At 61.4% G+C, this 19,121-nt stretch carries 18 protein-coding genes; 8 read left to right on the top strand and 10 right to left on the bottom strand.

From position 1 onward, the window contains the following. Positions 1-54: 54 nt before the first annotated feature. The 3 genes from ACE4RL_RS08230 to ACE4RL_RS08220 are packed head-to-tail and all read right to left on the bottom strand — an operon-like array spanning position 55 to position 2,130. Complete coding sequence (locus tag ACE4RL_RS08230; protein WP_375600013.1) at positions 55-1,086, bottom strand: DUF3618 domain-containing protein; 1,032 nt, start codon at positions 1,084-1,086, stop codon at positions 55-57. Continuing rightward, the gene (locus tag ACE4RL_RS08225; RefSeq protein WP_375600012.1) at positions 1,086-1,502 is read right to left on the bottom strand and encodes a phage holin family protein; all 417 of its coding nucleotides are present in this window, start codon (positions 1,500-1,502) and stop codon (positions 1,086-1,088) included. Before ACE4RL_RS08225 ends, ACE4RL_RS08230 begins: the two co-directional genes overlap by 1 nt. Further along, positions 1,489-2,130 carry a hypothetical protein gene (locus ACE4RL_RS08220; protein ID WP_375600011.1) on the bottom strand — a complete coding sequence of 214 codons (642 nt, stop codon included), beginning with the start codon at positions 2,128-2,130 and terminating at the stop codon, positions 1,489-1,491. The genes ACE4RL_RS08225 and ACE4RL_RS08220 overlap by 14 nt, the downstream gene beginning before the upstream one ends. Positions 2,131-2,476: 346 nt before the next feature. On the opposite strand from ACE4RL_RS08220, the gene ACE4RL_RS08215 reads away from it, so the two are divergent. Together ACE4RL_RS08215 and uvrB are read left to right on the top strand one after the other, a co-directional pair. Next, positions 2,477-3,151, top strand: coding sequence for a spermidine synthase (locus ACE4RL_RS08215; protein ID WP_375600010.1), 675 nt, complete (start codon positions 2,477-2,479; stop codon positions 3,149-3,151). A 253-nt stretch (positions 3,152-3,404) separates the two neighbouring features. Then, positions 3,405-5,933 (top strand): excinuclease ABC subunit UvrB, encoded by a 2,529-nt coding sequence (gene uvrB, locus ACE4RL_RS08210; protein ID WP_375600255.1) that lies wholly within the window; start codon positions 3,405-3,407, stop codon positions 5,931-5,933. A gap of 584 nt (positions 5,934-6,517) precedes the next feature. On the opposite strand, the gene ACE4RL_RS08205 is transcribed toward uvrB, so the two are convergent. Beyond that, the gene (locus tag ACE4RL_RS08205; protein WP_375600009.1) at positions 6,518-7,477 is read right to left on the bottom strand and encodes a retron St85 family RNA-directed DNA polymerase; all 960 of its coding nucleotides are present in this window, start codon (positions 7,475-7,477) and stop codon (positions 6,518-6,520) included. Next, the gene (locus tag ACE4RL_RS08200) at positions 7,464-8,423 is read right to left on the bottom strand and encodes a retron St85 family effector protein (protein ID WP_375600008.1); all 960 of its coding nucleotides are present in this window, start codon (positions 8,421-8,423) and stop codon (positions 7,464-7,466) included. Before ACE4RL_RS08200 ends, ACE4RL_RS08205 begins: the two co-directional genes overlap by 14 nt. Positions 8,424-9,594: 1,171 nt before the next feature. On the opposite strand from ACE4RL_RS08200, the gene ACE4RL_RS08195 reads away from it, so the two are divergent. Next, the gene (locus tag ACE4RL_RS08195; protein WP_375600007.1) at positions 9,595-9,963 is read left to right on the top strand and encodes a hypothetical protein; all 369 of its coding nucleotides are present in this window, start codon (positions 9,595-9,597) and stop codon (positions 9,961-9,963) included. Positions 9,964-10,044: 81 nt separating this feature from the next. On the opposite strand, the gene hemH is transcribed toward ACE4RL_RS08195, so the two are convergent. From hemH to ACE4RL_RS08180, 3 genes are all read right to left on the bottom strand, one after another. Next, complete coding sequence (gene hemH / locus ACE4RL_RS08190) at positions 10,045-11,067, bottom strand: ferrochelatase (protein ID WP_375600006.1); 1,023 nt, start codon at positions 11,065-11,067, stop codon at positions 10,045-10,047. A 100-nt stretch (positions 11,068-11,167) separates the two neighbouring features. Further along, positions 11,168-12,748: a DUF1007 family protein gene (locus ACE4RL_RS08185; RefSeq protein ID WP_375600005.1), complete on the bottom strand. Its 1,581-nt coding sequence runs from the start codon at positions 12,746-12,748 to the stop codon at positions 11,168-11,170. Positions 12,749-12,757: 9 nt separating this feature from the next. Next, complete coding sequence (locus ACE4RL_RS08180) at positions 12,758-13,657, bottom strand: LysR family transcriptional regulator (protein ID WP_375600004.1); 900 nt, start codon at positions 13,655-13,657, stop codon at positions 12,758-12,760. Between the two features lie 146 nt (positions 13,658-13,803). Here ACE4RL_RS08180 and ACE4RL_RS08175 point away from each other — a divergent pair, with 146 nt between their 5' ends. Both ACE4RL_RS08175 and ACE4RL_RS08170 read left to right on the top strand, forming a co-directional pair. Continuing rightward, positions 13,804-14,226, top strand: coding sequence for a hypothetical protein (locus tag ACE4RL_RS08175; protein ID WP_375600003.1), 423 nt, complete (start codon positions 13,804-13,806; stop codon positions 14,224-14,226). Between the two features lie 100 nt (positions 14,227-14,326). Beyond that, positions 14,327-14,788 (top strand): SH3 domain-containing protein, encoded by a 462-nt coding sequence (locus ACE4RL_RS08170; protein ID WP_375600002.1) that lies wholly within the window; start codon positions 14,327-14,329, stop codon positions 14,786-14,788. Between the two features lie 57 nt (positions 14,789-14,845). Here ACE4RL_RS08170 and ACE4RL_RS08165 read toward each other — a convergent pair whose 3' ends face one another. Both ACE4RL_RS08165 and ACE4RL_RS08160 read right to left on the bottom strand, forming a co-directional pair. Then, positions 14,846-15,286, bottom strand: a complete 441-nt coding sequence (locus ACE4RL_RS08165) for a hypothetical protein (protein ID WP_375600001.1) — start codon at positions 15,284-15,286, stop codon at positions 14,846-14,848. 112 nt (positions 15,287-15,398) lie between these two features. Next, positions 15,399-15,719: a hypothetical protein gene (locus ACE4RL_RS08160; protein WP_375600000.1), complete on the bottom strand. Its 321-nt coding sequence runs from the start codon at positions 15,717-15,719 to the stop codon at positions 15,399-15,401. Between the two features lie 183 nt (positions 15,720-15,902). Here ACE4RL_RS08160 and ACE4RL_RS08155 point away from each other — a divergent pair, with 183 nt between their 5' ends. From ACE4RL_RS08155 to ACE4RL_RS08145, 3 genes are all read left to right on the top strand, one after another. Beyond that, positions 15,903-16,691 carry an SDR family oxidoreductase gene (locus ACE4RL_RS08155; RefSeq protein WP_375599999.1) on the top strand — a complete coding sequence of 263 codons (789 nt, stop codon included), beginning with the start codon at positions 15,903-15,905 and terminating at the stop codon, positions 16,689-16,691. Further along, a complete protein-coding gene (gene uvrC, locus ACE4RL_RS08150; RefSeq protein WP_375599998.1) occupies positions 16,688-18,580 on the top strand; it encodes an excinuclease ABC subunit UvrC in 1,893 nt (630 codons plus the stop codon). The genes ACE4RL_RS08155 and uvrC overlap by 4 nt, the downstream gene beginning before the upstream one ends. A 70-nt stretch (positions 18,581-18,650) precedes the next feature. Then, positions 18,651-19,079, top strand: a complete 429-nt coding sequence (locus ACE4RL_RS08145; protein WP_375599997.1) for an ion channel — start codon at positions 18,651-18,653, stop codon at positions 19,077-19,079. The last annotated feature ends 42 nt before the right edge of the window (positions 19,080-19,121 follow it).

Genomic DNA, 19,121 nt, shown 5'->3' with positions numbered 1-19,121 from the left:
TCCCGGCAAACTGGAGGGTGCGCGGGACTTACCCGACGCACCCTCGACTAGACTTTAGTGATGGCTCGGCGAACCGTCTGGCCGGGCGGCCTCAGAAGCCTCGCCCTTGGCCTTGTCATAAAGTTTGCTAGCCTGTTCGGAGACACCCTCGTAAATCTCGGCCGCCTTCTCACGGCCTTGGTCATAGAGCGCCTCGGCCTGCTCGCCAGCCTTGCCCTTCACCTTGTCCGCGGCCTCACCCATCAGGGCATCTTCATGCTCGGTATGCGGCAGGGCAGAACCGAAGGCGGCCCCGGCCGCAAAGGCCAGCGCCCCAGCCACCAGCGGCTGGTCGCGGAACTGCTGCATGATGGTGTGGTTGAGCGAATTCATCTGTTCGCCCATGGCCCGACCAGCTTCGCCTGCGCGAGCCTTACCGTCGCTGGCGCGGTGCATCACAGCGTCACGAGCCCGCCCGACAGCACTGCGCGCGTCTTTCCAGCTATGCGACGCCCAGCCGCTCGCTTCATCGAGCAGATTGCCGGCTTCATCGCGGAAATGCTGGACCTGTTTGCCGGCGTTGTCCTGGAAGCCCTTGTAGCGCTTGCCGGTCTCATCCATGAAGTGACCGGCCCGGCGGCCGGCTTCGTCGGACGCGGCGCGATACTTCTTGCCGGCATCATCGATGAACTCGCTGTAGTTCTTGCCGCTGTGGTCGGGCTTGTTGGAAACCCGTTGCATGCTTGAGCCAGTGATGATGGCGACGGGATAGTCCTCATCCTCATCCAGGCTGTCATAGCCCCGGTGACCATTGATGCTGTCATCCCAGACCCGGTCACTCTCAGGTTGTGCCGACGCCGGCTTGGCCATCAGCCAGGCGAGGCTGACACCCAGCAATGCGACCGGCAATGGGTTTGCCGTGACATTGCGCTGCAGGCTCGACATGAACTGCCCGCCACCGTTCTTGGTGTAACTGAGCATCTCGTCGATCAACTGGCCGGGAGAAAGCTTCTCTTGGATGCTGTCGATGCGATCTTCAAGCTGGGCGCGCTGCTGCTCGACCTCTCGCTGCAACTGTTCTGAACTTTTGTTGTCGTCGTAAGCCATTACAGCCTCCCTTTGACGATATCGGCGTCACGACCAAGCGAGGTCGTGGTGCGATTGAGGTTGAGGTTCGAAGCCTTGAGAGCGTTGATCCCCTTGGAAATAAAGACGTAGCCAATGATGCCGACCACCACGGTCACGATCCCCGCAGCCGCGGCATTGGCGAGCGTTGCACCCAGGCCCTGCGCCACGAAGTACGAGGCGATCAGGGTCACCAGCGCACTGAGGAAGACGCCCAGGGCGCCAAGCGCCAGCACACCGCCGACAACCAGGGAAATCACCCCGCCCATCATCTGGCCGACCTTTTCGGAGGTCTCTGCCTTGGCAAGCTGGATCTCCTTGCGGAACAAGCCGGAAATGTCATTGACCAGCCCGGAAAGCAGATCACCCAGAGAGTGCTCTTGATTAATCTGTGACATTGCCACCTCCAGTGTAATTACGGTTGGACTGGCCATATGCAGACGTGCCTGTGGCGGTGCCGCCACCCGCGCTTGGGCGGCCATAGGCAGCGCCGGACGACGTCACGCCAGTGCTTTCGGTGCTTTGGGTCTGCTGCTCCTGTCGATGCGCTGAAGCGCCGGCGAACCGGCTCGCCATGAAGCCTGCAAAGGCGGCCGCACCCAGGAAAGCCAGCGGTTGCGTCCGCCCGAAGCGCTGTGCCTCACCCATCAGGTCATCAACGCTCTTGCCCTCGACCTGCTTGCCGAAGCGATCCAGGCCGTGCGCCAGATCGCGAGCGTAGCGGGCAGTGGTCGACTGTTCGCTGTCCAGTTCGTCGGCAACCTTGGAGATTGCCGAAGCGATCCCGGTGATCTGAGCCGCCACATAATCCTTCTGGTCGGAAGCGAAGGACTTGGCCTGTTCGGCCGCTTGCCCAACCTGTGCTTCAGCATCGTGCTTGAGGGACTTTGCGTCCTGCACAGCGCGGTCCTTGGCGGTGTTGACGTCGTCTTGCAAACGTTTTGCGGCGCCGCTGGCATCCTGCTGCGCGCGCTGCTCTACATTGCTCGCCGGTGCGCCCGGCACGTCTTTGTTCTCGGTGTTCATACTTACCTCCTGGGCACGGCGGAGGACTCCGCCTCGTGGTGGGTCAATGATGAGAAACACGCAAAGTTCCCCCAGCCATATTTCCGAGGTGTTCGGGGCGGACCGTTTCCATCCCACCGGCACCTGCCAGGACGCCGTCACGCCACCGGCCGAGCTGCCCTGCCGGCGCCTTCCAGGCGGTATTCAGCCCATGCGGCGCCCGGCCTTGGCGCCGGCGGGCCCTGGACGTGCACCCCGGGGTCCGCGAGCTTAAACAACCCAGCGATAGCGGCTACCATTGGCCTTGCGCGATTTGGTCGGGTAGAAGGCGGAAACCTCTCTTCCACACCCGCTGATCGGCTTCCCCATGATCCCCGGGCAAAAACTTGGCGAGACCACCATGCCCGGCGGTGGCCCGATGACGCTGATGCAGCGCGGCACCGAATTCTCCGTCATGTCCGGCACCATCACGCTGATGAATAGCCGCATGAGCAATTCCGAAGAACAGCTTGCCACTATCTCCGCCTCCCGCCTCGGATCGCGCCCCGGAGCGCGCATCCTCATCGGTGGCCTGGGCCTCGGCTTTACCCTGCGTGCGGCCCTCAAGTGCTTTGCAGCGGACAGCGAAATAACCGTTGCCGAACTTGTTCCCGAAATCGTGGAATGGGCGCGTGGGCCCCTTCAGCCGCTGCATGGCGACAGCCTCGACGATCCCCGCGTCCGCATTCACCTCGGCGATGTGTCGACGGCCATCACTGCCGCAAAACCCTTCGACGCCATCCTGCTCGATGTCGACAACGGCCCTGACGGCCTGTTCCGACCCGCCAATGACCGGCTCTACAATGCCGCTGGCCTCGCTGCCGCCAAGGCCGCCGTGACACCGGGCGGCCACCTGGCCATCTGGTCCTCCCACCCCGACGAGCGCTTCACCAGACGTCTGAGGCAAACCGGCATGCAGGTGGATCAAGTCACGGTCCGCGCCCGCAGTAACGGCAAGGGCGACCGCCACACCCTCTGGTTCGCCACCAAGCCGGGCCACTGATCACCCATTGCTGACTCCCGCTGTCAGCAGCCCCCCGTTCCCTCTCCGTTCAGGTTTTGCTAGTGTGCCGCGAAACATTGCATCCGCGCGCCTCGTTCCCATCTGAGGTGGCGCCCCCCATTCATCCAAGGCGTTCTTCATGGCCCCCAAATCCACACGCCCCGGCAAAGCCGAATTCTCCATCGATGAGTTCTTCGCGGAGATCGAGAAGGCCGAGGATATTGCAGCATCCAAGCCGCTTTACGCCGAGCGGATGAAGAACAAGCGCGCCCTCGATCGCGCCGAGGCGGCGGAAAAGGCGGCAGCCGAACCCAAAACCGCCCTCGAAAAGCGCCGCACCACCAAGTCGAGCCACGACACCGCCACCGGCATGTCGAAACGCACCAGCAAGACCAAGATCAATTCGGTCGACCGCGTCGATTTCGATGGCATGGGCGAAGCCCCGCAGGCCGGCTTCGGTCATGTGCCGAAGTCGTCGCGTAGCGCGACCAACGAAGACCGGCCGCTCACCGCCCGCGAAATCTCCCGCACCGCCGCCGCCGATCCCGCGGCCCAGGGCAAGATCCGCGAAGCGCTCGACGCCTCGGTGAAAAAGAACAAGGCCCGCAAGGACGAATCCCTCGAAAACGCCTCCACTGTCGGCGTCACCGCGACCGTGAAAGCGCTCGAACAGATCATCCTGCATGGCCGCAAGGAGGTGGAAGGCTCAGCCCCCTGGGTGCCGCATCGCCCCGACCGCCCGGCCCGGTCCGGCGAGTCGCGCCCCTTCCGCCTCAACACCGATTACGAGCCGCGCGGCGACCAGCCCACCGCCATTGCCGAGCTGGTCGAAGGCGTCGAGAACGGCGAAACCGACCAGGTGCTGCTCGGCGTCACCGGCTCGGGCAAGACCTTCACCGCCGCCCAGGTCATCGCCCGCACCCAGCGCCCCGCGCTGATCCTGGCGCCCAACAAGACCCTGGCGGCCCAGCTCTACAGTGAGTTCAAGGGCTTCTTCCCCGACAACGCGGTCGAATATTTCGTTTCCTACTACGACTACTACCAACCCGAGGCCTACGTCCCGCGCACCGATACCTATATCGAGAAGGAATCGACCATCAACGAGCAGATCGACCGCATGCGCCACTCGGCCACGCGCGCGATCCTCGAGCGCAACGACGTCATCATCGTCGCCTCGGTCTCCTGCATTTACGGCATTGGCTCGGTGGAAGACTACACCGCCATGACCATCGACGTGCAGAAGGGCCAGCAGATCGACCAGCGCCAGCTGCTCGCTAAGCTCGTCGCCCTGCAATACAAGCGCGGCGATACCGGCTTTGTCCGCGGCACCTTCCGGGTGCGCGGCGATACCGTCGAAATCTTCCCGGCCCACTATGAAGCCGCCGCCTGGCGCGTTTCGCTGTTCGGCAACGAGATCGAATCCATCGTCGAGTTCGATCCGCTGACCGGCAAAAAGAGCGCCGACCTCACCTTCATCCGCGTCTACGCCAATTCTCACCACGTAACGCCGCGCACCACCATGAACCAGGCGATCAAGCTGATCCGCTCCGAGCTGGCCGCGCGCCTGCAGGAGCTCAACGGCGCCGGCCGCTTCCTCGAGGCCCAGCGCCTCGAACAGCGCACCATGTTCGATCTGGAAATGATGGAAGCCACCGGCTCCTGCGCCGGCATCGAGAACTATTCGCGCTACTTCTCCGGCCGCAAGCCCGGCGAGCCGCCCCCGACCCTGTTCGAATATCTCCCCGACAACGCCCTGGTCTTTGTCGACGAAAGCCATGTCACCATCGGCCAGCTCGGCGCCATGTATCGCGGCGATTTGCGGCGCAAGGCGACCCTGGCCGAATATGGCTTCCGCCTCCCCAGCTGCATGGACAACCGCCCCCTCCGCTTTGAGGAGTGGAACGCCATGCGCCCGCAATCGGTCTATGTCTCGGCCACCCCCGGCTCCTGGGAAATGGACCAGACCGGCGGCGTTTTCGCCGAACAGGTCATCCGCCCCACCGGGCTGATCGATCCCCCCGTGGAAATCCGCCCGGCCACCCATCAGGTCGACGACGTCATCGACGAGATCCGCCAGACCATCAAGGCCGGCTATCGGACCCTGTGCACCGTCCTGACCAAGAAGATGGCCGAGGACCTCACCGAATACATGCACGAACAGGGCATTCGCGTGCGCTACATGCACTCGGACGTCGACACCATCGAGCGCATCGAGATTATTCGCGATTTGCGTCTGGGCGCCTTCGATGTCCTTGTGGGGATTAACCTCCTCCGCGAAGGCCTCGACATCCCCGAATGCGGCCTTGTCGCCATTCTCGACGCCGACAAGGAAGGTTTCCTCCGCTCCGAAACCTCTCTCATCCAGACCATCGGCCGCGCCGCCCGTAATGTCGACGGCAAGGTGATCCTTTATGCCGACCGCACCACCGGCTCCATGGAACGCGCCCTGGCCGAAACCAACCGCCGCCGCGAAAAGCAGATCGCCTACAACACCGAACACGGCATCACGCCCCAGAGCGTCAAGGCCCGCATCAACGACATCGTCGACAGCGTCTACGAAAAAGACCACGTCACCGTCAGCATCGGCAAAGGCAAGGACGGCAAGGAAAAGACGGTCACCGGCGACAATCTCGCTACCGTCATCAAGGACCTCGAACGCGAAATGCGCGAGGCGGCGACGAACCTTGAGTTTGAAAAAGCGGCGCGGTTGAGGGACGAGGTCAAACGGCTGCGGGAGATGGAACTGGATACGCTGGAGGGCTCTGGCATGACCGACGCCTAGTCGGGCAAATCTCTCCGGTGGAGAGATTTGAATGCACGAGGCCATGAGAGCTATGCTCGAATGGCGGGAGAGTCAGCTAACCTCCACCCGGCCTCCCCCTGATAGGGGGAGGAGCAGGCCGGTGCCATCACCAGCCCCGCAGCGAACACGATGGGTCCCTCCCCCTCATCAGGGGGAGGTTAGGTGGGGGTATCCTCGCAAAAGAGCTACCGGCCCGCAGCCCTCATGGTGAGGTGCGCAGCGAAGCCCCGAACCACGAGGGCGGTCGGCACATATGCCCCCACCCATCCCCGAACGTCACCCTCGGGCTTGACCGGAGGGCTCTGCACTTCCTGTCGCGCGACCCAAAACACCCCCACCCGGCCTCCCCCTGACAGGGGGAGGAGAAGTAGCGCATCACCCAACGGTGCAGCAAACTGGACCGGTCCCTCCCCCTATCAGGGGGAGGCTAGGTGGGGGTATCCGATCAAAAAGCTTCCCCGGCCACCACCACCCTCCCGCAGCCCTCATGGTGAGGCGCGCAGCGCAGCGAAGCCTCGAACCACGAGAGTGGCACTTGAACCCCCCGTCCCGCGGAACGAGGCTTAGCCTTTAGGAAGTCGAAATTCTAGCAGCCGATGCAACGTGGAATTACCGTATTTTTTTACAAGCGACCCGTAAAACGACGGCTCTGCGTCGCGAGCGAATGCAATCATTCCCTGCAAATATGCGATTTTCTTCTGATCCAACTGATTCAATGTAAAGCGGTGCACCAAACTAGAGATCATCCGCTTGCGATCCCTACCTAGCGAAATCCGCTCGTCTGGAGTAATGATCAGACCCGTAACCATGCGCCTCTGACCAGAGGTATATAGCCCACGTTTTTCTTCATTTAGCGTGAGTGCAGGTGAACGGTGACGTCGGACATATCTCCGAATGGCAGATTCTACCATCAGCAGAGTCTTTGAGCTTTCACCCGACAAAGTAATGTCGTCAGCGTATCTCGAATAGCAGACACCCAATTGAACTGCTTGGGTCATCACCTCCGAGTCGAACCGATTCATCAGTACGTTAGAAAGTACCGGAGATGATGGTGCCCCAATCGACAGGCACCGCGGTTCAATACCCCCTTTACCCCAAAACAGTATCCGCCCGGCAATCGCGACGTCCTCAGATGAAGCTAATCCCAGTGAAGTCGCAAAATCTCTATCGAGCGATGCGCAGTACGATGCCCAGTCGCGAACTCTGATGCTGGGAAAAAAATCTTTGAAGTCCAACTTCAACATCACCTCGCTCTTTGCGTGCAATGATGCATTGGCTCGTATACTAATACCCTCACGATATGCGGTAGCTGCTACATGCACCGGGAGCCTTCCCAACGCCCGATCAATAAGAAAGTACTGCAAGTATTTAAGCTCTTTAGCGGGCTGAGCAATCATGCGGTGCCCCACGCCACGTTTCGGTATCAAATAGGCCTTGTATCGCTGGGGTGCAGTCCGCACCAAGCTGGCTAGCTCGCCATACCCAAGCCCAGTGTAGCTGTGTAGCTCCTCAAGCAATGACATTTGGCTTCAACTTGCTTGCGCTAACATGCTGAACAACATGAGCGGGATGCCCCAGGTCGTTTTTCACCTGCTTTGCGACATCTATTTTTCTCAGAATGGTATTAACTTCCTGGACACCTTGGCGATACTTGTACTTGGAGAACGGATCATCCCCATAAATGGTGTACCAGTATGTCTTATTTAGATACTCATAGCTGTCGACCCATCCAGCAAATTTCATGCAGTATAGAATATTCTTAATTTCGTTAATTGTTAAATCAGATCCGAATATAGTTTTCTTGTAACTCTGAATCTGCATCACTGACATCGCAGTGCAATTGTGCAGCAGCCATAGTATGTTAATAAATTTGTGCATCGGCTTTACATGACTATAAAGCTCTTCCGCTGCAACTTTGGCTACTGTATCATTGACAAAAGAAACTATATTACCTACGTGCCCCGAAACCGAAGATTTAATGACAAGGCCCTTGCCGTTAATCCTCCAAGGTATGAATGCAACTCTCTCTTCGTCATCGCGCTTCACACGCTCAATCGGTCCGTATCTAACAAATGACTCAGTCTGGCTGAATTCAGTCTGGCTAATAATTGAAACATGCGGTCGAGTGACCTGATTTGCTGTAAACGCCCCCAACTCGGCTAAAGAACCAGCACTCTCGGTGATCACCATGACACTGGCCGATATTAGGGCAATATCTTCTTCAAATGAAATAAGATCTTTATACGCTGTGTCTCGATAAAGTTGGTTTGCCTTGTCTGCAAGTATTACTTGAGCTTTAATTCGTGGCTCAATCTTCCTCTCCAGAAGCAGGTAGTGCCTTAGGCTGACAGGCACCTTTGGATTTTCACCAATTTTACCTCCGCAAAGAAAAATAAACTTGGTTGGTCTACTGACGCGCAAACCATCCAAGTCCAAGTCATCAAACAAATTTTTCAGTGCATCGGGCAATAGGCTCTTTACCTCAGAGAGGCAGGAGTAGACGGGAGGACTCATCGGTGCCGGGAGGCCGAGGCTTTAGCCGAGAGATGAGTCCTCCCGTCTATTCCTGCCGATAAGACCTATCAATAACGGGACGTCTGGCTAAGCGCCCGACGGAACCAAGCTATGTTGGTTCAAAACGCGTAAAGAGTATCAACAGTAGGAAACAAAAACTCTGTTGTGTCAACATATTCAGCCACGCCAAACGACAGAGTTCCGAATGAAAACTTCCCAGACGTTATTTGGGCAAGCGGTATGACCTCATCCTATCCCCTCGATAGAATCCTTCGTTGGACAACCTGCCCGTCCGGCGCCACACTCCCCGCATGACCACCGCGCTCCTCTCCAACGGCGGCCCGCCGCTTGATAATGATGTCACGCGCACCCCGCCCTGGGGCTTCGGCCCCTTCGCCCCCTCGCCCCTTGTGGGAGAGGGACGACCTGACGCGTTCAGCGGAAGGTCAGCGTGAGTGCATGGAGCGACCCGCAGGAGAATATCTCTCCAGTGAGTAGATTGGAGCGAACAAGGCGCGAATGGCTGGTCTCTCTGCGCACTCGGCGTTGCGGCAAACGCCCGACCCCCTCATCCGCCCCTCGGGCACCTTCTTCGCCTTCCATCGCTCCACCGGAGCGATGGATTGCTACGCAACCGGCTCGAAGTCCCTCAAGGGGAGAAGGGAGTTGCATCGCGTTTGTGGATGGCCTGGGCCATTCGCGCATAGCGCTCATGGCCTTCTCGCTTAAAATCGCTCCACCGGAGCGATTTTGCCCTTTGGGCCAGCTCGAAGTTATCCCCGCACGCAAAACCTGCCGCATAATCCCCCCATCACTCCCGCGGCGGACGGACTGCAGCGAACATTTGCGGGGGGAGCTGGTGAGACTGGATTCGCTCCAGGGCTCGCCTGCCGGTCGGGTCACCTTGCGACGAGCGATCAATAGGGGCCACGACGGCAGGAGAAACCCAGCGTCCCGGGGCGGCGACGTCTCTATTTATTCTAGTTTACTGAGACGCACGCGCCTCGGGACACGTCCACATACAACCGGGGGCCGCAGGGCCGGCCGGGGTCTGGTCACGCCTAAGGGTCTTGCAATTGCCACATGAGAGGCGCATCTGCGCCAAAAACCACTTTCCGGAGGCCCCATGCGCGCCCGCACCGCATTCATCCTCGCCGCGCTCGCCGCCCTGGCCCTCAGCGCGCCGGCCCAGGCGCTGACCATCACCGCCCGCGTCACCGGCGGCAATATCGCCGTGCATGAGGGGCCCGATGCGCGCTTTGCCATTATCGGCCAGCTGCGCGACGGCCAGGAAATCCCGGTCGATTATTGCACCCAGACCGACAGCGACAGCCGTTCCGGCTCATGGATTGGCGACGCCGGCCACACGCTCTGGCCCAAGGGCGCCACCACCTGGTGCCGCATTCCCGATTATGGCTGGGTCCAGCGCAGCTATCTCACCGGCCGCGGCCTGGTCAACGTCACCCCACCCGATTTCGTCGGGCCGGGTTGGTAACTCTTATTCCTCTCCCACTCGGGGAGAGGTGGCTCGGCGAAGCCGAGTCGGTGAGGGGGTGGCCGCAGCAAGCGCCAAAGCCTACAGCCACCCGCCCAGCTCGCGCCGCACCATGGCTTCGATCTGGTCCATGCTGCCGGGCGAAGCATTGAGGCACGGGATATAGGCAAACTTCTCCCCGCCTGCCTCGAGGAATGTATCCTTGCCGCCCATGGCGATCTCTTCGAGCGTCTCGATGCAGTCGGCATGGAAGGCCGGGGCCAGGATGGCCACCTTCTTGATCCCCTTGCCCGGCAGCGCTTCGAGCGTCTTGTCGGTATAGGGCTGCAGCCATTCGGTCGGCCCGAACCGGCTCTGGAAGGTGACCATCAGCCTGTCCTTGTCCCAGCCGAGATACTCGCGCACCAGCCGCGTGGTCTTGAAGCACTGGCAATGATACGGGTCGCCGCGCTTGAGATATTCCACCGGCATGCCGTGATAGGAGGTGATCACCACATCCGGCTCGAAATCGAGCTTGGCCACCCCGTCGCGGATCGAATTGCCCAGCGCCGCGATATAGTCCGGGTCCTCGAAATAGGCCGGCGCCGTACGCACTGCCGGCTGCCAGCGCATATGCTTGAGCGCCTCGAACGCCTTGTCATTGGCCGTCGCCGTGGTGGTCGCCGAATATTGCGGATAAAGCGGCACCAGCAGGATCTTCTGGCACCCGGCCGCCTGCATCTTCTCCAGCACCGAGCGGGTCGAGGGATTGCCATAGCGCATGGCAAAATCCACCACGATATCCTCGCCCTGGAGCCGCTGTGCTAGACTTTCCGTCTGCTCTCTGGTGATCACCCGCAGCGGGCTCTCATCCTTCTCCTTATCCCAGATCTGGGCGTAGGCATGCCCGCTCTTTTGCGGCCGGAAGGAGAGGATGACGAAATTGAGGATCGGCCACCACAGCCATTTGGGCGTTTCGATCACCCGCGGATCAGAGAGAAACTCCTTGAGATAGCGCCGCACGCTCCAGTAATCGGTGCCGTCCGGCGTCCCGAGATTGAGCAGCAGCACCCCGATCTTCTGCTGGGGTACAGGCGGATGGTTCGGTGGAAGATGAGCGGACATCGGGGGCCAGTTTGGAAATGTTCCAGAATTGGCCGCACCATACGCATTTCACTCCCCGGCGCAAAGCGGCTATGGGTCGCGCCGACTGCAGTGATCCGACCTAGACACTCGCCACCAGCAACAGCACGCCAAAGCCCAATACACAGACGGCACCCAACAGTTCCGCCCACCAGACGATTGCGCCGGCCAAGGTGCTGTCCGCCCCGCCGATCCGCCCCGCCAGCCCCTTGGCCGTCACCGCCAGCGTCGCCAGCGCCGCCACGGTGATCGCCGTGCCCAGCCCCATCAGCAGCACCGCCGCAATGCCCGCCGCCAGCAATCCCTGCGACAGTGCAAATACCAGCACCACCAGCGCCCCCGAACAGGGCCGCAAACCCACCGCCAGCACCACGCCCAACTGCTCCCGCCAATTGCCGCGGATATCCCCTGGTGCAATCGCATGGTGCATGCTGTGCCCATGCTCATGGTGGTCATGATCGTGATGGTCATGGTGGTGATGGCCGTGGTGGTCGTGAGAATGACCCCAGCCGAAAATCTTGCGCAGCACCAGCCAGGCGCCCAGCAATGCCACCATGGCATAGGAAACCACCCCGACCCAATGCGCCGCATCGCCCAGCGCCGTGCTGGTCAGGTTCAGCGCGCCGGCCAGGATCAGCACAAAGCCGATCGCCACCAGCGACTGCATCAGGGCCGAAAGCCCGCTCAGCACCACGCCGCGCCGCAACTGGCTTTCATTGGCCACCACATAGGACGAAATCACCACCTTGCCATGCCCGGGCCCCGCCGCATGGAAGATGCCGTAGAGGAAGCTCAGCCCGCCCAGCACCCAGAAAGCAGTCCAGTCCGTGCGCAGAGCATCGAGGGAAGCGGTCAGCGCGGCATAGAAGTCCCGCTGCTGGTTCTGTAGCCAGCCGAAAAACCCGCTGCGCGGCAGGTTGATCCCCACCTCCGGCGGCGGCCCGCCAAAAGGAGCAGCCGGCCGGGCTCGGGCCACATCCTCGGTCGCCTCCAGCGCCGTTGTCGCCACCGCGGCCGCACCGCACGACACCACGACCTGCCCCTGGGTTCCGCGCATGGCAGCAGCCAGGTCAGGCGGCAGTTCCAGCACTTCGGGCCCCAGCGAATAGAGCCGCTCCTCCACCTCAGGCGGCATCGGCTTTGGCGGCTCAAGGCGCACGGCGCAATCGCCCGGCGCATTCTCCAGCGTCACGTCGGCCGCGTCGTTCACCGTAATGGCCACGTAATATTCGGGATCATAGATCCCCAGTTCAAACCGCTCGCCAACCGGCTGCGGCTCAACGGCCGAAATGGAGTAGTCCAGCGTGACGCGATTGTTCTCGTAAACCATGCGCTGGTCGCCGACGGCCACAAAGTCCATCTCATCGCCGGCATAGGTGTAGAAACCGAAATCGGCCAGCCCGAGCATATTCTCGTCTGCCAGTTCCTGCATTTCCGCCGAACTGACGCTGCTATCCCCATCAGTATCGAGCCCCTGCACCATCCACACCGAAAACGCGGTGTCAAAGGTCCAGCTATGATGCAGCCCGGCGACGCGCCCCTGATCGTCAAACCGGATCGTAGCTTTGGCATCGATCATGATGTGTGGATGGGCGGCCACCGGTTGCACAAGAAAAACTGCTACCAGCGCGGCCAGAACCGCCTGCCCCCAACGACCCGTCAAAGCAAACCCCTAATGGATGGGATGGGTGGCGAACCACTCCACCAGATGATCAATCAGCGCCCGCACCTTGCCCGCCAGATGCCTGCGGTGCGGATACACCGCCTGCAAGGTCTGACCAGTTGGCAGGAAGGCATCCAGCACCGGCACCAGGTCGCCCTTCTGCACACTTGGTTCTGCCAGATAGGAGGGCAATACGACAAAACCGAGGCCCAGCACCGCCGCCGTTCGCGCCGCCAGGGGCGAGTTGACGCGCAACGGTCCGTTGACCGGCACGGAAAGCGTCTTGCCCTCCTCGGAAAAGCGCCAGTTCGACTGCCCCTGAAGATTGACGTCAATGATGCAGGGCAGATGCCGCAGGTCCTCGGGATGCTGCGGATGTCCGACCCGAGCGATGAGCTCGGGCGCCGCTCCCACCACCACATGCATATCGGCGATCTTGCGGGCGATCAGGGAAGAGTCGGCCAGCGTGGAAATCCGCAGCGCCACGTCAATCCCTTCATCGACCAGATCGACATAGCGATCTTCCAGCCTGAGATCGAGCGTCACCTTTGGGAATTTGGTGAGATAGGCAAAAATCGCCGGTGCCAGCGTGCTTTCACCGAAATTTCGCGGCGCTGAAACCCGCAGCAGCCCGCGCGGCTCGGCCGTCTGGTCGGTAATATTGGCGTCCAGGTCATCGAGCTGCTGCAGCAGTCCCGAGGCCTCCCGATAATAAGCCTCTCCTGCCTCGGTGAGGCTCAGCTTGCGTGTGGTCCGATTCATCAGCCTCACGCCCAGATAGTCTTCGAGGTCGGTCACATATTTGCTGAGCAGGGCCTTGGATCGCCCATGCTGCCGCGCTGCTGCGGAAAACCCGCCAGCATCAAACACCTGTACAAAGGCCCGGATGCGGGAAAGGTCCTGCGACATGGAAGGTCCGTTCACTCAGGGATGGTCAATGGACGCATAACTCATCTGCGCTGGGTGAACAATAACGCCCCTTGGTCGTTGAGCGATTAACGATAGGATAGATGCCCAATCGACGGCGACAAGGAGATCGGACTATTTTCCCGCCTATGGCCAGACCCTCTTCCCGTTCAGCGCTCTACCGGCTCATCGAAGCCGGCCAGCTCGCGCACAAGGCGCTGCTCTTGCCGCTGGTCGAGAAAGGTCTCGAGCCCGGCGACGATGCCATATTGTTCGTGTTGGGCCGCGCGGGGACAACTGAGGCCGATCTTGCGCGAGACCTGGGTCTGACCACTGATCTGCTTGCCACCAGACTTGAGCGTCTCGCCAGCCGCGATTTCATCACGCGTCAGGCCGTAGGTCCCGAACTTGAGCCGGGCCTGGCCCTCACCGAGCGGGGCCTGCGCATCCGCAATGCGCTGGCCGATCACTGGGCCCAGCTCGAGGAAGCGCTGATGGGTGAGCTTAAGCCCAAGCACCGCAAGAGATTTTCCGAGGTTCTGGGGCGTTTCGTGGATTTGCTGCGGCTCTGAGCGGCCGTTGGGGCAACAATTCGTTCAGCTTGGGTTCAGGCGCGTTGGGTTTAGTTGACGCCAAGGCTTGATCGCCACCTCATTCGGAAGGAGTCCCTGCATGACCTTCAAGACCAAACTGATCGCCGCCGGCATCGCCACAATGGCCGTGCTGGCCACCACCATCGCCGCATCGGCCGCGCCGGCCGTTGCAACGGGCAATGTCAATGTGCGCTCCGGTCCCGGCACGGGTTTCCGTGTTGTGGATACGCTGCGCCGTGGCGAGCGGGTCGATATCCAGTATTGCCGTGGCAGCTGGTGCTATGTCGAAAAGCGCGGCCCGGACGGTTGGGTTTCGGCCAACTACCTCAGCAGCGGCCGTCCCGGCTGGGGCAATGACTGGGATGATGACCATTGGGAACGCCCGCGTCCCCCCCGCCCGCCCCATTGGGATCGCCCCCACCATCCGCGCCCGCCACATTGGAACCCGCGTCCGCCGCGTCCCCAGCCCATCTACCCGAGCAATCCGGGCGCCAGCATGTGCTTTAATGGTCCCAATGGCTATTTCTGCATCGGCACCTGATCGCGGATCAACGAACGTTCGCGCCGCCCCTTTGGGGGCGGCGTTCTGCGTTGACCGCTACTCGACCATCAGCCGGTCGATCTCGATGCCGCGTTTTTCCAGTGGCGCCCGCATCCGCCGCGTCAGGAATTCATTGGTGCCATAGGTCACGATGGCGCCAATCGCTGCGGCCGCGCCAAAAGCCAGCCATCCTTCCTCGCTGCCCAGCACCGAAGCGGCCAGCAGCGTCGCGATCCCCATGCCGAACACGATCCATTGCTTGCGCTGCTCGGCGACCTTCAGGTTGCGGGCGCCCGAATGCAGCAGGTCCCGCAATTCCATATCGGTCATCGCCGCCAGTTCAGGCGACCGGCGTTCCCGGCGAATGGTTTCGATATAGGCGTCAACCCGCCGCATCGTCAGCGCATCGCGCTTGTCGCTTTGCCGGCCGCGCGTCAGCATTGTCCAGCCACCGCCAAGCAGCAAAAGCACCAGGGCAATTTCGATAAGCCAGATCATTGCAAGTCTCCTTAGCCGAAGACATGCCCTCTCGATCCGCCCAGTGCAAGTGCGGCCGCACCAAACGCCCCGCAGCGCCAGGCCGCGAGGCGGCTCTCATCGTCAGTCAAGATCAGGCCTTGGCCATCGCTGACTTGATGATACCGGCGATCGCGGTCAGCAGCCCGCCACCAACCAGGGCCGTTGCGCCCTGTCCTGCTAGGGCGCCCAGATCAAGGCCGCCTGTCGTTCCCGCAGCGCCGGCAGTTGCACCCACCAGCGTGTCGAGCCCAGGTATCATGCCGGCCAGCCATGTACCTGCCAGACCGCCGATTGCACCAACGATCGAATTGCCGGCGGTGCCGAGGTTGAGTTGCTTTGCCAATTGCCCGATGACATTGCCGCCGGCGCCACCGGCAATCAGTTGCACTAGAATAGGCAAAATCACTTCCATGCTAGTCCCCCTCTGTGATTGTGCAGGGCCTCCCGCCCCGCAACATCTTCAGGCTACGCCTGTTTCCGGCTAGGGCAAAGCATAAACCCCTGCTGCCAAAGTCTGTCCGCAGCCCGATCTAAAGAGCAGCAAATCCCGCGCAACCGATTGATGCGGCAGCCCTTCCGACCTATGTTCCGCCCAATGTCCAGTCCACGCTTTCCATTCCCGAATCAGGATCAGGCTGTTGCCCTGGTGACCGGCGCCGGCGACCGCATTGGCGCGGTCATTGCCATGGCATTGGCCAGTGCAGGCCATGCGGTGGCCATTCACTTCCGATCCGACAGATCCGGCGCCGAAACGGTGCGCGACCGCATCCGCCTTGCCGGTGGACGCGCCGAAATCGTGCAGGCCGATCTCGCCAAGCGAGACGAACGCGCCGGGTTGGTAAAACGGGCCGCCAGCCTGTTCGGCCCGCTGACGCTTCTCGTCAACAACGCCTCCGCTTTCGAGCCAGACAGTGCCTTGGACCTCGACGAGACCCTGTGGGACACCCATTTCGCGGTTCACGCCGAAGCCCCGGTCTTCCTTGCCCGCGACTTTGCCGCGCAACTGCCCGATGGGGTCGAGGGCAACATCATCAACATGGTCGATGAGCGCGTGCTGCGGGCCAGCCCGGCCTTTTTCAGCTATTTCCTGTCGAAATCCGTGCTCTGGACCGCCACCCAGACCTTGGCCCAGTCGCTAGCGCCGGCCATTCGCGTCAACGCCATCGGCCCGGGCCCCGTGCTGCCCAATGCCCATCAGACCAAGGCCGAGTTCGAGCAGTCAATTGCCAGCCTGCCTCTCAAACGCCATGCCGATCCAGAGGCCATCGCCCAGGGGGTGCTGGCGATACTGGCCATGCCCGCATTTACCGGCCAGATGCTGGCGCTCGATGGCGGCCAGCATCTGAGCTATCCGGATCGCCGGGCGCCAACGCCGCGCTCATGACGGAAACACCTGCGCCCCCCGCCCCGCCCCGCTCTGGTCCGGAGGTCATCCGCGCCTTTGTCCGCACCCTGCCCGCGGCCCCAGGTGTCTATCGCATGCTCGATGCCGATGGGGCCGTTATCTATGTCGGCAAGGCACGCTCACTCAAATCCCGCGTCACCAACTACACCCGTCCCGAAGGTCTGCCGGTCCGCATCCAGCGCATGATTGCCGCCACGGTGTCGATGGAGTTCGTGCGCACGGAGACCGAGTCCGAAGCGCTGCTGCTAGAGGCCAATCTCATCAAGCGCTTGCGGCCGCGCTTCAACGTGCTGCTGCGCGACGACAAGAGCTTTCCCTATATCCTGATCACCGGCGACCACGAGGCGCCTGAACTCACCAAGCATCGCGGCACGCGCCGCCGCAAGGGCCACTATTTCGGTCCCTTCGCCTCCGCCGTTGCCGTCAGCCGCACCATTGCCAGCCTCCAGAAGGCCTTTCTGCTGCGCAATTGCTCGGACAGTTTTTACGCCGCCCGCACCCGGCCCTGCCTGCAATACCAGATCAAGCGCTGTGCTGGTCCTTGCACACGCGAAATCAGCCTTGAAGGCTATGCCGAGCTGGTCGAGGATGCCCGCCAGTTCCTCTCCGGCAAATCCGATGCCGTGCGCAGCCACCTGCAGGCCGATATGAACAAGGCTGCAGAGGATCTGGACTTCGAACGCGCCGCCCTCATCCGCGACCGCCTTTCGGCCCTAGCGCTAATCCAGTCGCAAGGCGACGCTACCGCCCGCTCGGTGGAGGAAGCCGACGTCTTCGCCATCCATCATGAGGGCGGGCAGTTCTGCGTGCAGGTCTTCTTCTTCCGCGCCTTTCAGAACTGGGGCAATCACGCCTTCCGCCCCAAGGCCGATGACAGCCTGACCGATGCTGAAGTGCTCGAAGCATTCCTGGTACAATTCTACGAGGATCGTGCGCCACCAAAGCTGGTCCTGCTTAGCCACGACATGGCCGAACCCGCACTGATCGAGGAAGCGCTGTCCTCCCGCGCCGGCCGCAAGGTGCGCATCGAGACGCCGCAGCGCGGCGAAAAGCGTGATCTGGTCAATCACGCCCTTAACAATGCCCGCGAAGCGCTGGGACGTCAGCTGGCCGAAGGGGCGTCCAACCGCACCCTGCTCGAAGGCGTCGCCGAGACCTTCGGTCTCGAAGAGACCCCGCGCCGCATCGAGGTTTACGACAACTCCCACATTTCCGGTACCAATGCGGTGGGCGCCATGATCGTGGCGGGCGAGGAAGGCTTTTCCAAAAAGCACTACCGGACCTTCAACATCAAATCCCCCGACATTACCCCCGGCGACGATTTCGGCATGATGCGCGAAGTCCTCACCCGCCGCTTCTCGCGCCTCGCCGCCGAAAGTGAAACCGATGCCGAGGACGAGAATACCGGCATGCCCGATTGGCCTGACGTCGTCTTCATCGACGGCGGCGCCGGACAGCTCAACGCCGTGCGCGAAGTCATCGCCGAACTCAACCTCCCCAAGGAGGTTATCTTCATCGGCATCGCCAAGGGCGAAGAGCGCGATGCCGGTCGTGAGAAATTCTTTATCGAAGGCCGCGACGCCTTCATGCTACCCCACCGCGATCCGGTGCTCTACTACGTCCAGCGCCTGCGCGACGAAGCCCACCGTTTTGCCATCGGCACCCACCGCGCGCGTCGCAAGAAGGATGTGGTGAAGAACCCGCTCGACGAAATCGGGGGCATCGGCCCCGCCCGCAAGCGCGCTTTGCTCAACCATTTCGGTTCCGCCAAAGCCGTCTCCCGCGCCTCCCTCGCAGACCTAGAAGCCGTTCCGACGATCTCGAAGGCCATGGCGCAATTGATCTACGACTATTTCAACCGGACGTAATCTCCCGCCGCTCGAAGGAACGGTTCCGCAGATTTTCCATTAGCCACGGATAGGCAATGGAGAATTCTGCATGGACATCGTTCTGGCCACCCTGATCAGCCTGGCAGCAATGGCCGTGTCCGTGCTTATGCACTACCAGTCCATGTTGATCGCGCGGAACGTTCTTCAGGGCAGCGGAATGTCGCGGCGAGCCGGCGTGATTGTCGGCATGGCCAGCGTCACTGTCGCGCAAATCCTCAGCGTGCTCCTCTACGCGGTGATCTACTACTTAATGACCCTGCGCCCCTTCTTTGGCTCCTTGAACGGAGAAATTGAAGGCGGCTTTCTCGACCCGCTCTACTTCTCGCTGATGAGCTACACCACCCTGGGTGTCGGCGACATCTTCCCCTTGGGTGCCCTGCGCATCGTCTCCGGCATCGAAGCCCTGAACGGCTTCGCCCTCATCGGCTGGACAGCCTCCTTCGCCTATACCCTCATGCGCCAGGGCTGGTCCGATTGATGCGGTTCAGTTCACCGTCTGGTCGTCGGCAACCCTTGCTCC

It is taken from the genome of Devosia polycyclovorans (genome assembly GCF_042181575.1).
Taxonomy (GTDB): domain Bacteria; phylum Pseudomonadota; class Alphaproteobacteria; order Rhizobiales; family Devosiaceae; genus Devosia; species Devosia polycyclovorans.
The sequence above is the reverse complement of the archived record's forward strand: the minus strand, read 5'-3'. Positions and strand labels throughout refer to the sequence as shown.

Bases quoted from the DNA above. Each gene is read 5' to 3' on its own strand.
- ACE4RL_RS08230 (WP_375600013.1), bottom strand. From the start codon at position 1,086: ATGGCTTACGACGACAACAAAAGTTCAGAACAGTTGCAGCGAGAGGTC.
- ACE4RL_RS08225 (WP_375600012.1), bottom strand. From the start codon at position 1,502: ATGTCACAGATTAATCAAGAGCACTCTCTGGGTGATCTGCTTTCCGGG.
- ACE4RL_RS08220 (WP_375600011.1), bottom strand. From the start codon at position 2,130: ATGAACACCGAGAACAAAGACGTGCCGGGCGCACCGGCGAGCAATGTA.
- ACE4RL_RS08215 (WP_375600010.1), top strand. From the start codon at position 2,477: ATGATCCCCGGGCAAAAACTTGGCGAGACCACCATGCCCGGCGGTGGC.
- uvrB (WP_375600255.1), top strand. From the start codon at position 3,405: ATGAAGAACAAGCGCGCCCTCGATCGCGCCGAGGCGGCGGAAAAGGCG.
- ACE4RL_RS08205 (WP_375600009.1), bottom strand. From the start codon at position 7,477: ATGTCATTGCTTGAGGAGCTACACAGCTACACTGGGCTTGGGTATGGC.
- ACE4RL_RS08195 (WP_375600007.1), top strand. From the start codon at position 9,595: ATGCGCGCCCGCACCGCATTCATCCTCGCCGCGCTCGCCGCCCTGGCC.
- hemH (WP_375600006.1), bottom strand. From the start codon at position 11,067: ATGTCCGCTCATCTTCCACCGAACCATCCGCCTGTACCCCAGCAGAAG.
- ACE4RL_RS08180 (WP_375600004.1), bottom strand. From the start codon at position 13,657: ATGTCGCAGGACCTTTCCCGCATCCGGGCCTTTGTACAGGTGTTTGAT.
- ACE4RL_RS08175 (WP_375600003.1), top strand. From the start codon at position 13,804: ATGGCCAGACCCTCTTCCCGTTCAGCGCTCTACCGGCTCATCGAAGCC.
- ACE4RL_RS08170 (WP_375600002.1), top strand. From the start codon at position 14,327: ATGACCTTCAAGACCAAACTGATCGCCGCCGGCATCGCCACAATGGCC.
- ACE4RL_RS08165 (WP_375600001.1), bottom strand. From the start codon at position 15,286: ATGATCTGGCTTATCGAAATTGCCCTGGTGCTTTTGCTGCTTGGCGGT.
- ACE4RL_RS08160 (WP_375600000.1), bottom strand. From the start codon at position 15,719: ATGGAAGTGATTTTGCCTATTCTAGTGCAACTGATTGCCGGTGGCGCC.
- ACE4RL_RS08155 (WP_375599999.1), top strand. From the start codon at position 15,903: ATGTCCAGTCCACGCTTTCCATTCCCGAATCAGGATCAGGCTGTTGCC.
- uvrC (WP_375599998.1), top strand. From the start codon at position 16,688: ATGACGGAAACACCTGCGCCCCCCGCCCCGCCCCGCTCTGGTCCGGAG.
- ACE4RL_RS08145 (WP_375599997.1), top strand. From the start codon at position 18,651: ATGGACATCGTTCTGGCCACCCTGATCAGCCTGGCAGCAATGGCCGTG.